Source organism: Roseibium sp. AWQ4_254 (assembly GCF_056161025.1).
Genome location: NZ_JBSWYH010000001.1, coordinates 69888 through 85024 on the forward strand (window position 1 = coordinate 69888; position 15137 = coordinate 85024).

Below are 15137 nucleotides of genomic sequence, written 5' to 3' on the forward strand. Positions count from 1 at the left end.
GAGAAATATGCGCAAAACAGTTTTGCTGACGGCCGGCGGTACAGGCGGCCATTTGTTCCCCGCACAGGCGCTGGCAAGTGAGCTCGGCCGTCGCGGCTGGACCGTTGAGCTGGCAACAGATGAACGGGCCGACAAATACGGGACCGCGTTTCCGGCCCGCAAGGTCCATATCATCACCTCTGCCACCTTGCGCGGGCGCTCGCCGCTGGCCCTGGCCAAAACCGCCTTCAGCCTGTTGCGCGGCACCTGGCAGGCCCGCGCGGTGATCATGGCGCTGAAGCCGGATGTGGTTGCAGGATTTGGCGGTTATCCGACCTTTCCCCCCATGTTTGCTGCGCGCCTGACCGGAACGCCGTCCATTTTGCATGAAGCAAACGGGGTGATGGGCCGGGCCAATAAGCTGCTGGCCAAGGGCGTGACCGCCATGGCCACAAGCGTTCCATTGGACGGTCTGCCCAAAGAGCTTGCCGCCAAACTGGTGGAGACGGGCAATCCGGTGCGCGATGCGGTTCTTCAGGCCGCTGAAATTGCCTACACGCCGCCTGTTCAGGAAGGCCCGTTTCATCTTCTGGTCTTTGGGGGCTCCCAGGGGGCCCGGTTCTTTTCCGATGTGCTGCCGCTGGCCGTAGAACGGCTTCCCGAACCTTTGCGCAGCCGCCTGCACATCGTACAGCAGTGCCGGGCAGAAGACATGGAGCGGGTTCAGAAGGTCTATGACGGGCTGGGCCTGTCGGCCGAATGTGCATCGTTCTTTCAGGACATGCCCCAGCGCATCGCCCACGCGCATCTGGTGATCTGCCGCTCGGGCGCCTCTTCGGTCAGCGAACTCAGCGTGCTGGGCCGTCCGGCCATTCTGGTGCCCTTGCCCGGCGCCCTGGATCAGGACCAGGCGGCCAATGCCCGGGTTCTGGAGACTGCTGGCGGCGCCTGGCCTATCCGCCAAGCGGAGCTGACGCCGGAGCGGCTTAGCGACGAGCTTGCCCGGCTCATGCAGGCGCCGGGGGATCTGGCGCGCGCGGCGCAAAGTGCGCAGAGCGCCGCTAAACCCGACGCGGTCAAGCGGCTTGCGGACCTCGTGGAGACAATTGCAACACACAAAGGCGCAGCCCCAAAAGACGCCTTGCAGGAAGGAGCACGGCCATGAAGATGCCGCAGGATATCGGACCGGTTCATTTTGTCGGTATTGGTGGCATTGGCATGAGCGGTATTGCCGAAGTGCTCAAGACCCTCGGCTATCAGGTCCAGGGCTCGGACATGGCCGAGAATGCCAATGTGCAGCGTCTGCGGGACCATGGCATTCCAGTGGCCGTCGGACATTCCCCGGACAATCTGGGCGAGGCGGAAGTGCTGGTGGTCTCGTCCGCGATCAAAAAAGACAATCCGGAGCTGGTGGCCGCGCGCGAAAAGCTGATCCCGGTGGTACGCAGGGCGGAAATGCTGGCCGAGTTGATGCGGTTCAAACAGGCCATTGCCGTTGGCGGCACCCATGGCAAGACGACCACCACGTCGATGGTGGCGGCGCTGCTCGATGCGGGCAGCCTGGACCCGACGGTGATCAATGGCGGCATCATCAATGCCTATGGCACCAATGCCCGTATGGGCGAAGGTGACTGGATGGTGGTGGAGGCCGATGAAAGCGACGGTACCTTCGTCAAGCTGCCCGCCGATATCGCCATCGTCACCAATATCGATCCGGAACATCTTGATCACTATGGCGACTTTGACGGCGTGAAAGCAGCCTTCCGGCAATTTGTCGAAAACGTTCCCTTCTACGGCTTTGCCGTCATGTGCCTGGACCATCCCGAGGTTCAGACCATGATCGGCACCATTGAAGACCGGCGGGTGGTCACCTATGGCACCAACCCGCAGGCGGATGTGCGCTTTACGGATGTGACGATGGATGGCGGGAAATCCACCTTTTCTGTGACCATCCGCGACCGGCGCACCGGTCAGGTGGCGGAGTTGAAGGACCTGGTTCTGCCCATGCCTGGTCTGCACAATGTTTCCAACGCCACTGCGGCGATTGCCGTTGCCTCCCAGCTTGGGGTCGGTGCGGACAATCTCAAAAAAGGCATTTCCGGTTTTGGCGGTGTCAAGCGGCGCTTCACCCATACGGGCACGGTCAACGGTGTTGAGATCTTCGACGATTACGGACACCACCCGGTGGAAATCAAGGCCGTGCTGCATGCGGCCCGAGAATCGACCGGGGGCAAGGTGATCGCGGTCATGCAGCCGCACAGATATTCGCGCCTGCACAGCCTGTTCGACGATTTTTCCAACTGCTTCAACGATGCGGACACGGTGATCATCGCGCCGGTTTATGCGGCCGGAGAGCAGCCCCTGGAGGGCGCCTCCCACAAGGATCTGGTATCGGGATTGAAAACCAGAGGGCACCGGCAGGTCCAGTCCATCGACAGTCCGGACGAATTGCCAGCGCTGATCAAGGAGCTTGCCGAACCGGGGGATTTCGTGATCTGCTTGGGGGCCGGCAACATTACCCAATGGGCCTATGCCCTGCCCAAGCAGCTTGAAGCGTTGTAAGGGGCGGGTGTCGATGGCTTTTCCCGATCTTCTTGAACGCTATCCGGATCTCGCAGCTGGAGTGCGCGGGCGTTTGACCGCCGGCCAGCCGCTGTCCGCCGTGACCTGGTTCCGCACCGGCGGTCCGGCGCAGCTGATGTTTCAGCCCGCAGATGAAGACGATCTGGCCGTGTTCTTGACGAAACTGCCGCCGGAGGTGCCGGTGCTGCCGGTGGGACTCGGGTCCAATCTTCTGATCCGCGATGGCGGTCTTGAAGGGGTTGTCATCCGGCTGAGCGCCCGGGGCTTTGGCGGAATTGAAGAGCTCGGCAACAACCGCCTGCGCGCGGGGGCGGCGGTGCCCGACAAGAAACTGGCGGAAGCGGCCGCGCGGGCTGGACTTGGCGGATTTGCCTTTTACACCGGAATTCCGGGCGGCCTTGGCGGTGCCTTGCGCATGAATGCGGGCGCTCATGGCACGGAAACCTGTGAGCGCATGGTGGAGCTGACCGCCCTTGACCGGGCGGGCAACCGGCATGTGCTGAGCAACGGGCAGATGGGCTATGCCTACCGCCGGTCAACGGCCGCCCGTGATCTCATTTTCACGTCTGCCGTATTTGAGGGACCAGGAGCGGACGAGGCCGCGATCCGGCAGGAGATGGCCGATGTGGTCGCGCACCGGGAAAGGGCGCAGCCGATCCGGGAAAAGACCGGAGGCTCGACATTCAAGAACCCGCCGGGCACGTCCGCCTGGAAAGAGGTTGATGCCGCTGGCTGCCGGGGTTTGACCATCGGCGGCGCGCAAATGTCGGAGATGCACTGCAATTTCATGATCAACACGGGCACGGCCACCGGTCACGACCTGGAGCTTCTGGGCGAGACGGTGCGGGCGCGGGTTCTCCAGCACAGCGGCATCCGCCTGGAGTGGGAAATCAAGCGCCTCGGCGCATTTGGCCCTGAAGGAGCGGTCGAGCCGTTTTTGGGGCAAGCAGGGGAGGTTGCATAAGATGGGACAAAAACACGTTGCCGTTCTGATGGGCGGCTGGGTCAACGAGCGTCCGGTGAGCCTGTCCAGCGGCAAGGATTGCGCCGACGCGCTGGAGGAGGCCGGTTACAAGGTCACCCGGGTGGATGTGGACCGGAATGTTTCGGCGGTGCTGGCGGATCTGAAGCCGGATGTGGCCTTCAATGCCCTTCACGGCCCGTTCGGGGAAGATGGCTGCATTCAGGGAATTTTAGAGTTTCTTAATATCCCCTATACCCATTCCGGAGTGATGGCATCGGCCCTTGCCATGAACAAGGTGAAGGCCAAGGCGGTTCTGGCAGCGGCTGGAATTCCGGTGACCGAACATATTGTTGTGGACCGCCGGGAGATCGGCCGCGTTCATCCGATGAAGCCCCCCTATGTGCTCAAGCCAATTAATGAAGGTTCGAGCTTCGGAGTGCTGATTGTCAAGGAAGATCAAGAGTTTCCACCCCAGGAGCTGGGCCGGGACGACTGGCAGTTTCCTGATATTCTCATGTGTGAGAAGTTCATTTCCGGCCGGGAATTGACCTGTGCGGTGATGGAAGACAAGGCCCTCGGGGTCATTGATATCATTCCGCAAGGGCATGGCTTCTACGATTACGATGCAAAATATGTAGAAGGCGGTTCAAAACACGTTCTTCCTGCAAAAATTTCACCGATTGTTTACCAAAAAGTAGAGACACTAGCGGTTAAGGCGCATCAGGCCTTGGGATGCCGTGGTGTATCCCGTGCCGATTTCCGCTTTGACGAGTGCGAAGACGGGTCCGGAGACCTGATTTGTCTTGAAGTGAACACACAGCCAGGCATGACGCCAACCTCACTTGTGCCGGAAATGGCGGCGCATCAGGGGATGAGTTTCAAGGATCTGGTCGGTTGGATGGTTGAGGAAGCGAGTTGCTGTCGCTAGGTCGCAAACGGAATAGGGAAGCGTTATCCCCGCTGGAAGCCGAGCTGGCTCCGCGCGGGCGCGGCGTTTCGCGTTTGCACCGCCAGCCGGTCTGGCGGGCGGCGGGCCGTCTTGCGGATCTGCCGCGCTGGACCGGGTCTGCAGCAGCTCTCGGGTTCTTAACCTTAACAATTGGTTACGCAATAGTCATAAGCGGCAATGGCCGCATCGTGTCCGACGAATTGCTGTCGGCGGCCGGGTTCGGCATCGAAGCGGTGAAATTGTCGGGCCAGCGGGAAATCAACGAGTTTCAGGTGCTTGAAGCACTTGAGATTCATGATGGCAGCTCGCTTGCCCTGTTTGATGCGGATGCGGCTCGTGAACGGTTGAACCACATGGCCTGGGTCAAGAATGCTTCGGTCATGAAGCTGTATCCGAGCACGCTGCAAATCAAGATCGAAGAGAAAGTTCCTTATGCGCTGTGGCAGCGCGGAGACCTCGTTTCAATTATTAACAAGGCCGGGGACGTCATTACCGACGATGTCGACGGCCGATATGCAAATCTTCTTTTGGTCGTCAATCACGGTGCACAGCGCCGGGCCGGTGAAATCAACACGGCTCTTGAGACTGTACCGGAACTGCGGCCGCGTGTGCGGGCGGCTTTCCTGATCAGCGGCCGCCGTTGGGATCTTCAGTTGGAAAACGGAATTTCAATCCGCCTGCCGGAAAAGAATGTCGAAGCGGCGCTGGCCGATCTTGTGAAGATGGACGAGGACAGCGGGCTGCTGTCGCGGGATATTGTGGCTATCGACATGCGCCTTGCCGATCGCGTGACCGTACGCCTGTCGGATGAAGCCGCCGAGCGGCGCAAGGTCATGACCGGTGGCCGGAACCGGTCGGGCAAGAAGGAGCAGGACACATGAGCCGCTCCGACAAACATCTCTACCTGCCGAAAATGCGCCCGCTGCCCAGCCGACGCGCGGTCATCATGTCCGTTCTGGATGTGGGCTCCACCAAGGTGTGCTGCCTGATTGCAAAGCTGGTGCCCCAGGAGGAGCGCTCGCTTCTGTCCAGCCGCTCCCACAAGGTGGAAGTGCTCGGGTATGGCTACCAGCGTTCGCGCGGCATCAAGTCGGGTGTCGTTGTAGATATGGATGCGGCCGAACAGGCGATCCGGCTGGCCGTGGACAGCGCAGAGCGCATGGCCGGTGTGACGGTGGAATCCCTGATCGCGAATATCAGCTGCGGCCGTCTGCAGAGCGAGATCTACAGCGCAGGGGTGCCGCTGGCGGGGGAAAGCGTCAGCGAAGCGGATATCCAGCGGGTTCTGTCCGCCGGGTCCAGTCACTCGGTCACAGACGGGCGGGCGGTCACCCACGCCCTGCCAATTTCCTATTCCCTGGACGGCAGCCGGGGCATCCGCGATCCGCGCGGCATGATGGGTCACAAGCTCGGGGTGGACATGCAGGTTGTCACGGCGGAAATTCCGCCGGTGCGCAATCTGGAGCTGTGCATCAACCGGGGCCATCTGCATGTGGAAACCATGGTGGCAACGCCCTTTGCAAGTGGCCTGTCGACCATTGTGGATGATGAAGCGGAGCTTGGGGTTGCCTGTATCGATATGGGCGGCGGCACCACGACCCTGTCCGTCTTTGTCGATGGCCATATGGTGCATCTGGATGCAATTGCCGTTGGCGGCAACCATGTTACCACGGACATTGCCCGTGCTTTTGCCACGCGCCTGCAGGATGCAGAGCGCCTGAAAACCCTTTTTGGCTCTCCGCTGGCCTCCAGCTCGGACGACCGTGACCTGCTCACGGTGCCGCCGCTGGAAAGCGACAGCGAATTGCCGAACCAGATCCCGCGCTCGGCGCTGACCCGGGTCATCCGCCCGCGCGTGGAAGAAATCCTTGAACTCGTGAGGGACCGTTTGACCGCCTCCGGCTTTGCCGGCCGGGTGGGCAAGCAGATTGTTCTGACTGGGGGCGCCAGTCAGCTCACGGGTCTTGGAGAGGTTGCGCGCCACATTTTGGGACGCAACGTCCGTCTTGGCCGGCCCCTGGGCGTCGCCGGTCTTCCCGAGGCTGCCAAAGGTCCGGCATTTGCCGCCGCGGTTGGCCTCTTGATTTATCCGCAGGTCGCGCAGATCGAACAGTTCGAACACAAGAACCGTCGGTCTGGGTGGGGCGGACAATCTGGTTACCTGGCCCGCATGGGCCAGTGGATCAGGGAAAGCTTCTGACGATGAGCCAAGAAGACGAAAGCCAGGAATTGGAGCTGCCCGGCATGGCAGCGGAAGTTAGGGAAGAAGACGGGTCTCCCGCAGCGGGGGATCCATTGGGTCGCGAGGATACTATGACCATTAACCTTAAGATGCCCGACATTCAGGAGCTGAAGCCGAGGATTACGGTTTTCGGCGTCGGCGGCGCGGGCGGAAACGCCGTCAACAACATGATCACTGCCGGCCTCCAGGGCTGCGACTTCGTTGTCGCAAACACGGATGCCCAGGCCCTTGCCATGAACCATTCCGACCGGCTCGTCCAGATGGGCGTTGCGGTGACGGAAGGTCTCGGCGCCGGCTCACAGCCGGAAGTCGGATCGGCAGCGGCGGAGGAAGTGATTGACGAAATCAACGATCACCTGTCCGGATCGCACATGGTGTTCATCACCGCCGGCATGGGTGGGGGCACCGGCACCGGCGCAGCTCCGGTCATTGCCCGCGCAGCGCGCGAACAGGGCATTTTGACCGTAGGTGTGGTCACCAAGCCGTTCCAGTTCGAAGGTGCGCGGCGCATGCGCATTGCCGACAGCGGCATTGAAGAGCTGCAGCGCAGTGTGGACACTTTGATTGTCATTCCGAACCAGAACCTGTTCCGGATTGCCAATGCGCAGACCACCTTTGCCGACGCGTTCGCGATGGCCGATCAGGTGCTTTACTCTGGTGTTGCTTGCATCACCGACCTGATGGTCAAGGAAGGTCTTATCAACCTGGATTTTGCCGATGTGCGCTCCGTGATGCGGGGCATGGGCAAGGCCATGATGGGCACCGGCGAGGCCAGCGGCGAAAAACGCGCCCAGCAGGCGGCCGAAGCGGCCATTGCCAACCCGCTTCTGGACGAATCGTCCATGAAGGGCGCCAAGGGTCTTCTGATCTCGATCACGGGCGGCAACGACCTGACCCTGTTCGAAGTGGACGAAGCCGCCACACGAATCCGGGAAGAAGTGGATTCCGATGCCAACATCATCCTGGGCGCGACCTTCGATGAAACCCTTGACGGCATCATCCGCGTATCTGTTGTGGCCACGGGCATTGACAGGGAGGAGGGCCTTGAGGCTGCTCCGTTTCCAGCATCAGCTGGCCAGGCCGTGAAACAGGCCGCTGCTCCAGCTGCAATCCGCAGCCAGGAGATCGCTTCTGCAAAACCAGCCGTGGCTGCTGAGCGCGCAGGCGCAGCAGCTGCTGCGGCCCAGGCTGTTGCCAGCCTGGAAAAGGAACTTGCGATTCCCGAGCCGGCTCCGGTCGCCGTGGCCAGCGATCCGGATGTGGAAATCAAACGGGTCCAGCCTGTCAGCCGTCCGCTGGCGGAAAAGACCCCGATGATGATGGATCTGGAAGATGAAACACCGGCGGCTGTCGTCGATGAGACACCGGTCAGCCAGCCCTATATTCCGCCAGTTGCCGAAGAGCACAGCCCGGCGCCGCGCATGCCACGGGTTGAGGATTTCCCGCCGATTGCGCAGCGTGAAATCATGGCCCAGCAGGCGCCTGCCGAGCCGGCTCAGCCCCTGGCCAATGCGACTCAGGCCGCTGAGCCGGCTCAGGCACCGGCTGCTGCGGCTCCGGCTGGGCTGGAGGAATATGGCGAAGACGATGACCGCCGCCCGATGGGCCTGCTCCGGCGTCTGGCCAGTGGCCTTGGCCGCCGGGAAGACGAAGAAGAGCTGGCCGCAGAAGCACCCGTTGCCCGCAAGGCACCGCAGCTTCAGCCCGCTCCGGCGCAGCCGCGTGCTCCGCAGGCCCGGGCCTCGAACTTCGGGGCTGCGGGACAGCTTGACGAAACTGGCCGTGCCGCGCCCAAGCCGGTCAGTGCGTCAGATGACGAACAGTTGGAGATCCCGGCGTTCCTGCGCCGGCAGGCCAACTGATTCGTTCCGCGATCTGCTTCCCTGATCGTGGCAGCCCGGAGCGACCGCTCCGGGCTGTTAACGCTAGCGGAAGAAAACTTTGTTTCTTTTCAATCCTGTGAATCGTTACAAACCGTAATAAAGCTTTATTTCGTTCTGCCCGGCTTCGCGACTATCTTCGCCCCCAACACGTGATCGTTAAAAGTCCGCTTGTGCAATTTGGCAAAAGAGAGACGTTTCGGTCACCTTTCGGAAGGGCTGGGTTTTATGACCATACATGTTGACCGACAGACAACGCTTGCCGATCAGGTAACGCTGACCGGAATCGGGGTTCACTCGGGCAAACCGGCATCGATCACGCTCCTTCCTGCGGAAGCTGGCGCCGGGGTGGTGTTCACCCGGACTGATCAAGACAATGCAACAGAAATACCGGCCCTCTGGAACAAGGTCTCCGCAACGGCGCTGTGCACCGTGCTCGGGGACCCAGCCCAGGACGGCATCGCCACCGTAGAACATCTCATGGCGGCGCTGTTCGGCATGGGTGTTGACAATGTGATCGTGGAAATCGATGGCCCCGAAATGCCGATCATGGATGGCAGCAGTGCGGTTTTCGTGGAAGCGGTCGAGCAGGTCGGTCTGGCGAAGCTGGATCGGGGCCGCCGGTATCTGAAAATCAACAAGACGGTCCGGGTCGACAACGGTTCCGCATGGTGCGAGCTGCACCCCTATGACGGCACCAAGTTTGACATCACCATTGATTTCGACACTCCGGCTATCGGTTGCCAGAAATTCGTGTCTGACATGACCCCGGAGGTCTTCAGCACTGAACTTTCCCGCGCACGCACCTTCGGCAATGTCAAGGATGTGGAGCAGCTCTGGAAGATGGGCTTTGCCCTCGGCTCGTCCCTGGACAATTCGGTGGCGATCTCCGACGACAAGGTTCTGAACCCGGAAGGTACCCGCTGGCCGGATGAGTTCGCCCGGCACAAGGCGCTTGATGCGGTTGGAGATCTGGCTCTTGCTGGTCTGCCGATTCTCGGAATGTACCGGTCCTATAAGGGCGGTCACAAGATGAACCACGCCATTCTGGTGAAGCTGTTCCAGGATCCGGAGGCGTTCGAGATTGTCGAAGCCCCTGCGTTCCGTCAGGTCGGGCAGGTTGGCAAGGGCGGACTTGCCGTTGCTGCCGCCTTCGGCCCCGAGGTTTCCTGAGGCTTTCCAGAGCGGCTCGGGCATGCCCTGTGCCCGATGGCCTGCCTGATTTTTCGCAATTCACTGCTATTTGGGCATTTTGCCACAAAAATGCTCAAAAAAACCGTCAGATCGCCGATCAGGGCGTGACGGGGACAGGGGAATTCCGATAAACACTCCTGTCAAAGAAATGAACTGACCGGATTGTTTTGACGGTCGCATGGGCCGGACCCGGCTCGGGAGTATAGGCGTGAACGGAATTTTATCTGGGTCTCACATGATCGGAACCAAACGCATCAAGAGCCTGATGAGACTGGCCGTGCTGGCGGCCCCGGTTCTGCTTGTTGCCTGCAGCGGCAAGGAAGACCTCGATGAGCTGGCGCTCAATGACACGCCCCCTGAGGTCCTTTTCAATGAAGGCCTGGCCTTGCGGGCCCAGGGCAAGCTGCGCGATTCGACGCAGAAATTTGAAGAGATCGACAAGCTCTACCCCTATTCGGAATATTCGAAAAAGTCGCTGGTCAATCTGGCCTTCCTGAATTTCTCCCGGAGCAAATACACGGAAGCCATCACGGCGGCGCGCCGCTTCGTGACCCTTTATCCGGGGGACGAGGATTCGGCGTATATGCTTTATATTGCCGGTCAGAGCTATTTCCGCCAGATGCCGGACATCACCCGCGATCAGGCGGTGACCCGAAAGTCCGCCGGTGCGTTCCAGGAGCTGGTACAGCGCTTCCCCGAGTCCGAATATGCGCCGGATGCGGAAAAGAAGCTGCGAATTGTTGAGGACCAGCTTGGCGGCAAGGAAATGCAGGTCGGCCGCTACTACCTGAAGCGGCGCAACTATGTGGCGGCGATCAACCGGTTCAAGGCGGTGGTGATCGAGTTTCAGACCACACGCCACGTCGAAGAGGCACTTTTCCGTCTGACCGAAGCCTATTATGCTCTCGGGGTGATCAACGAAGCCCAGACAGCGGCGGCGGTGCTGGGGCACAATTATCCCGATACCCAGTGGTACAAGGATGCCTTCGCCCTTTTGAACAAGGGCGGGTATGAACCTTCTGAAGACAGCGGAAGCTGGATCAGCCGGGCTTTCAAGAAAATCTGATCCGGGCGGTGTGACTGCCCGAACGCCTTCAGGTTGATAGGGCGTTTGACACGCGTGCCGGGGCTGGGGCAACGCTGGTGTGGATCATTGCCCCCAGGACCGCTCAGGGTCGATTGATCCGGCTGGAGAGGATCGGCTATAGAGGGTTTGAGGCGTTCGGCTGCGTTCCGTCGAACGCACAATGCCCAGGGAGCCGCCTTCATGCTGGTCACGCTGTCTATCCGTGACATTGTTCTGATTGATCGTCTGGATCTCGACTTTTCCTCGGGAATGTCTGTCCTGACCGGGGAGACCGGTGCAGGCAAGTCGATCCTGCTCGATTCTCTGTCTCTGGCCCTTGGGGCCCGCGGCGATGCGGACCTTGTGCGCCATGGCGAAGCCCAGGGGCAGGTGACGGCGGTGTTTGATGTTCCGGCGGTGCATCCTGTCCGGGCGTTTTTGAAAGACAATGATGTCGAGGATGATGGCGACATCATCTTGCGGCGGATCCAAACGGCGGACGGGCGGACCCGCGCCTTTGTCAACGACCAGCCTGTCAGTGCGGGCCTGCTGCGGCAGGTGGGCGCGCTGCTGGTGGAAATCCACGGTCAGCATGACGACCGCGCGCTTGTGGACCCGGACAGCCATAGGGCCCTGATTGACATTTTTGGTGGTCTGACCGGCGATGCTGATAAGGTGGCGAAGGCCTATGCCGCTTTCCGGGCTGCGGAAAAGGCTGTTTCCGATCATGAAAAACGCATCGAGGCGGCCCGTCAGGAAGCTGACTATCTGCGTTCGTCCGCCGAAGAATTGTCGGTGCTGAACCCGGAAGAGGGGGAAGAGAATCGTCTGGCCGCCCGCCGTACCGACATGATGCAGATGGAAAAGATCGCCAGCGGACTGAGTGAAGCCTTCGAAACGCTGAATGGCAGCGCATCGCCGGTGCCGGAGCTGGCCAGCCTGTTGCGCCGCCTGGAGCGCAAGGCAGATCAGGTGCCCCAGCTTCTTGCTCAGCCGGTGCGCACCCTGTCCCAGGCTCTGGACCAGCTGGAAGAGACCCGCAGCGGCTTGGAGAATGCCCTGCGGCAGACGGAATTTGATCCCCGGGAGCTGGAGAGCGTTGAAGAGCGCCTGTTTGCGCTACGGGCGGCTTCACGCAAATATTCTGTGCCGGTGGATGAGCTGAACGGGCTCTGCGCGCGCATGAGTGCAGATCTGGCCGATCTGGACGCGGGAGAAGACAAGCTGGCCGCGCTTGTCGAAGCGGCAGCCTCTGCACGGACAGACTATGATGCCAAAGCTTCTGCCCTGTCCGCCCGGCGGGCCAGGACAGCACAGGCGCTGGAAAAGGCGGTCGACGGGGAATTGCCGGATCTGAAACTGGAACGGGCGAAGTTCATTGTCGAGATGGTGAGCGATCCGGACAACCGGGGCCGCTCCGGCACCGATCAGCTGGAGTTCCACGTCCAGACCAATCCGGGCACCCGTCCCGGCCCGATGATGAAGGTTGCCTCCGGCGGGGAATTGTCGCGCTTTCTTCTGGCGCTGAAAGTTTCGCTGGCCGACAAGGGCTCGGCGCCGACGCTGGTGTTTGACGAAATTGACACCGGGGTCGGTGGGGCCGTCGCCGAAGCCATTGGCGTGCGGCTGGCCCGTCTGGCCAGCACTGTCCAGGTTCTGACCGTCACCCATGCGCCGCAGGTGGCTGCACGTGCGGCGGGCCATTTCCTGATTGCCAAGGAAGCCACCCGTCCGGACCGGGTGGCCACGCGGGTGCAGCGCATCGATGCGGACCACCGCAGCGAGGAAATTGCGCGTATGCTGGCAGGCAGCGTGATTACCGAAGAAGCCCGGGCTGCTGCCCGAAGACTGTTGACCGCAGCGGAATAGGGGCGCCATGAGCGACGGTTTAAAGGGACCTGCGGAAAAAGATGTTCCAGAGAACGGGAAACCGGACACCGGGAACGCTGACACCGGCACTATCAGCGTCGAGGTGCTGACACGGGATCAGGCGCGGGCAGAACTTGCGCGGCTGGCAGCGGACATCGCTGAAAACGACCGGCTCTACCACCAGGAGGACACCCCGGTCCTGTCGGATGCGGAGTATGATGCGCTGCGCCGGCGCAATGGGGAGATTGAGGCACGGTTCCCGGATCTGGTGCTGGCGGATGGGCCTTCTGTGCAGGTGGGCGCGGCTCCGGCCTCCGGTTTCGGCAAGATCGCCCACCGGGTGCCGATGCTTTCCCTGGACAATGCCTTTACCGATGAAGATGTCCAGGACTTTGTCGGCCGGGTGCGGCGGTTCCTGAAATTCGATCCGCTGATGGGGGCGCTTGCCGTGACCGCCGAGCCAAAGATCGATGGCCTTTCCTTGTCTTTGCGTTATGAAACCGGGCAACTCGTCTACGCGGCGACCCGGGGCGACGGCACCACGGGGGAAAATGTCACGGCCAATGCCAGAACGATTGGCGACATTCCGCAGACCTTGACCGGTCCCGTGCCGGATGTGGTTGAAGTGCGCGGCGAAGTCTATATGGCGCATGGGGATTTCCGCGCGCTCAATGCGCGCATGGAAGCCAATGGCGGCAAGCCATTCGCCAATCCGCGCAATGCGGCGGCCGGGTCCTTGCGCCAGCTCAATCCGGACATCACCGCGACCCGTCCGCTGAAATTCTTCGCCTATGCCTGGGGCGAGATGAGCGCCATGAACGCAGACACTCAGACGGACATGGTGGCAGCGTTTGCGGGCTGGGGCTTCAAGATCAATTCCCTGATGGAGCGCTGCGAGACGGTCGAGGCGCTGCTGAAGGTCTATCACGGCATTGAAGAAAGCCGGGCGCAGCTCGACTATGATATTGACGGGGTGGTCTACAAGGTGGACCGGCTGGATCTGCAGGAGCGGCTCGGCTTTGTCTCCCGCTCACCCCGCTGGGCGATTGCCCACAAGTTCCCGGCCGAGCAGGCATTTACGGTTCTCAACGATATTGAAATTCAGGTCGGGCGCACCGGCGCGCTGACACCGGTGGCCAAGCTGGAGCCGATCACCGTGGGCGGGGTCGTTGTTTCCAACGCAACGCTCCACAATGAGGACTATATCAAGGCGATTGGCCAGGATGGCGAGCCGATCCGGGGCGGCAAGGATTTGCGCATTGGCGACACGGTGAAGATCCAGCGGGCGGGAGATGTCATCCCGCAGATTGTTGATATCGATCTGGACAAACGGCCGGCCGGTGCCCCGGTCTTTGTTTTTCCTGAACGGTGTCCGGCCTGTGGCAGCCATGCAGTGCGCGAGAAAAACGAAAAGACCGGCCGGGTCGACGCCATCCGGCGCTGCACGGGCGGCTTGATCTGCCCTGCCCAGGCGACGGAAAAGCTCCGCCATTTTGTCTCCCGCAACGCCTTTGACATCGAGGGCTTCGGTGACAAGCAGGTCGATGCCTTCTTTAAGGACAGCCTTGTCATGGCCCCGGCTGATATCTTTTCCCTGGAGGCACGCGACAAGCAGGCTCTGACCAAGCTCCGGAACCGGGAAGGTTGGGGGGCGGTCTCTGCCCGGAACTTGTTTGAGGCAATCAATCAGCGCCGGACCATCGAACTGCACCGGTTCATCTTTTCGCTGGGCATCCGCCATGTGGGCGAGGGCAATGCCAAATTGCTGGCTCGGGCCTATGGGTCCTGGTCTGTCTTTTATGCAGCCATGCAGGCGGCTGTGGACAGGGAAGGCGAAGCCTGGAACGAGCTCAATGACATTGACGGCATTGGCCATATTGTGGCTGAGGCACTTGTGGAATTCTTCAGAGAAGAGCACAACCGGGCGCAGCTGGATGCGCTTCTGGAAGAGGTCCGCCCGAAAGACGCTGAGAAAATCGAGGCTTCCGGCTCTCCGGTTGCTGGAAAAACGGTGGTCTTCACCGGCTCGCTGGAGCGCATGACCCGGGACGAGGCCAAGGCAATGGCTGAGCGGCTCGGCGCGAAAGTGTCGGGCTCTGTTTCCAAGAAGACCGATCTGGTTGTGGCCGGACCGAAAGCCGGCTCCAAACTGACCAAGGCCCAGGATCTCGGGATCGAGGTGATCAGCGAAGATGGCTGGTTTGATTTGGTCGGCGCCTGAGACCAATCACACACCAGACCCGAGGTCTCTTGGGGCAATGCTGCATGTTGGCGGGCCGGGTTGGTTCGGATGCGAACTGTTTTGTTTTTTGCGTTGAAATTCGAGAGGTCAGGCAGTCAATTGAAGTGCTGATTCAGCGTAATTAGATCTAATTTCAAAATTTACGCAACGTAAAATACTTGAGCTCAGG

The 15137-nt window shown here is 61.0% G+C and carries 11 protein-coding genes; all 11 read left to right on the forward strand.

What is annotated here, in order from left to right:
* Positions 1 to 7 precede the first annotated feature (7 nt).
* The 11 genes from murG to ligA all read left to right on the forward strand — a co-directional run bounded on the left by murG (position 8) and on the right by ligA (position 14947).
* Entirely contained in the window at positions 8 to 1144 is a 1137-nt protein-coding gene (gene murG, locus ACXAIC_RS00305; protein ID WP_475172347.1) for an undecaprenyldiphospho-muramoylpentapeptide beta-N-acetylglucosaminyltransferase, read from the forward strand.
* A complete protein-coding gene (murC, locus tag ACXAIC_RS00310) occupies positions 1141 to 2541 on the forward strand; it encodes a UDP-N-acetylmuramate--L-alanine ligase (RefSeq protein WP_475172350.1) in 1401 nt (466 codons plus the stop codon). Before murG ends, murC begins: the two co-directional genes overlap by 4 nt.
* 13 nt (positions 2542 to 2554) lie before the next feature.
* Positions 2555 to 3526, forward strand: coding sequence for a UDP-N-acetylmuramate dehydrogenase (gene murB / locus ACXAIC_RS00315; protein ID WP_475172351.1), 972 nt, complete (start codon positions 2555 to 2557; stop codon positions 3524 to 3526).
* A gap of 1 nt (position 3527) precedes the next feature.
* Positions 3528 to 4454, forward strand: coding sequence for a D-alanine--D-alanine ligase (locus ACXAIC_RS00320; protein WP_475172996.1), 927 nt, complete (start codon positions 3528 to 3530; stop codon positions 4452 to 4454).
* Positions 4442 to 5356 carry a cell division protein FtsQ/DivIB gene (locus tag ACXAIC_RS00325; protein WP_475172352.1) on the forward strand — a complete coding sequence of 305 codons (915 nt, stop codon included), beginning with the start codon at positions 4442 to 4444 and terminating at the stop codon, positions 5354 to 5356. The genes ACXAIC_RS00320 and ACXAIC_RS00325 overlap by 13 nt, the downstream gene beginning before the upstream one ends.
* Positions 5353 to 6675, forward strand: coding sequence for a cell division protein FtsA (gene ftsA, locus ACXAIC_RS00330; protein WP_475172355.1), 1323 nt, complete (start codon positions 5353 to 5355; stop codon positions 6673 to 6675). The genes ACXAIC_RS00325 and ftsA overlap by 4 nt, the downstream gene beginning before the upstream one ends.
* Before the next feature lie 113 nt (positions 6676 to 6788).
* Complete coding sequence (gene ftsZ / locus ACXAIC_RS00335) at positions 6789 to 8579, forward strand: cell division protein FtsZ (protein WP_475172997.1); 1791 nt, start codon at positions 6789 to 6791, stop codon at positions 8577 to 8579.
* A 246-nt stretch (positions 8580 to 8825) separates the two neighbouring features.
* Positions 8826 to 9770 (forward strand): UDP-3-O-acyl-N-acetylglucosamine deacetylase, encoded by a 945-nt coding sequence (gene lpxC / locus ACXAIC_RS00340; protein ID WP_475172356.1) that lies wholly within the window; start codon positions 8826 to 8828, stop codon positions 9768 to 9770.
* Positions 9771 to 10026: 256 nt separating this feature from the next.
* A complete protein-coding gene (locus ACXAIC_RS00345; RefSeq protein ID WP_475172358.1) occupies positions 10027 to 10857 on the forward strand; it encodes an outer membrane protein assembly factor BamD in 831 nt (276 codons plus the stop codon).
* A 201-nt stretch (positions 10858 to 11058) separates the two neighbouring features.
* On the forward strand, positions 11059 to 12726 hold the full coding sequence (gene recN, locus ACXAIC_RS00350) for a DNA repair protein RecN (protein ID WP_475172361.1): 1668 nt from the start codon (positions 11059 to 11061) through the stop codon (positions 12724 to 12726).
* A 7-nt stretch (positions 12727 to 12733) separates the two neighbouring features.
* On the forward strand, positions 12734 to 14947 hold the full coding sequence (ligA, locus tag ACXAIC_RS00355; RefSeq protein ID WP_475172363.1) for an NAD-dependent DNA ligase LigA: 2214 nt from the start codon (positions 12734 to 12736) through the stop codon (positions 14945 to 14947).
* The last annotated feature ends 190 nt before the right edge of the window (positions 14948 to 15137 follow it).

Coding starts and splice junctions, on each gene's coding strand:
- murG (WP_475172347.1), top strand. CDS start 8: ATGCGCAAAACAGTTTTGCTGACGGCCGGCGGTACAGGCGGCCATTTG.
- murC (WP_475172350.1), top strand. CDS start 1,141: ATGAAGATGCCGCAGGATATCGGACCGGTTCATTTTGTCGGTATTGGT.
- murB (WP_475172351.1), top strand. CDS start 2,555: ATGGCTTTTCCCGATCTTCTTGAACGCTATCCGGATCTCGCAGCTGGA.
- ACXAIC_RS00320 (WP_475172996.1), top strand. CDS start 3,528: ATGGGACAAAAACACGTTGCCGTTCTGATGGGCGGCTGGGTCAACGAG.
- ftsA (WP_475172355.1), top strand. CDS start 5,353: ATGAGCCGCTCCGACAAACATCTCTACCTGCCGAAAATGCGCCCGCTG.
- ftsZ (WP_475172997.1), top strand. CDS start 6,789: ATGACCATTAACCTTAAGATGCCCGACATTCAGGAGCTGAAGCCGAGG.
- lpxC (WP_475172356.1), top strand. CDS start 8,826: ATGACCATACATGTTGACCGACAGACAACGCTTGCCGATCAGGTAACG.
- ACXAIC_RS00345 (WP_475172358.1), top strand. CDS start 10,027: ATGATCGGAACCAAACGCATCAAGAGCCTGATGAGACTGGCCGTGCTG.
- recN (WP_475172361.1), top strand. CDS start 11,059: ATGCTGGTCACGCTGTCTATCCGTGACATTGTTCTGATTGATCGTCTG.
- ligA (WP_475172363.1), top strand. CDS start 12,734: ATGAGCGACGGTTTAAAGGGACCTGCGGAAAAAGATGTTCCAGAGAAC.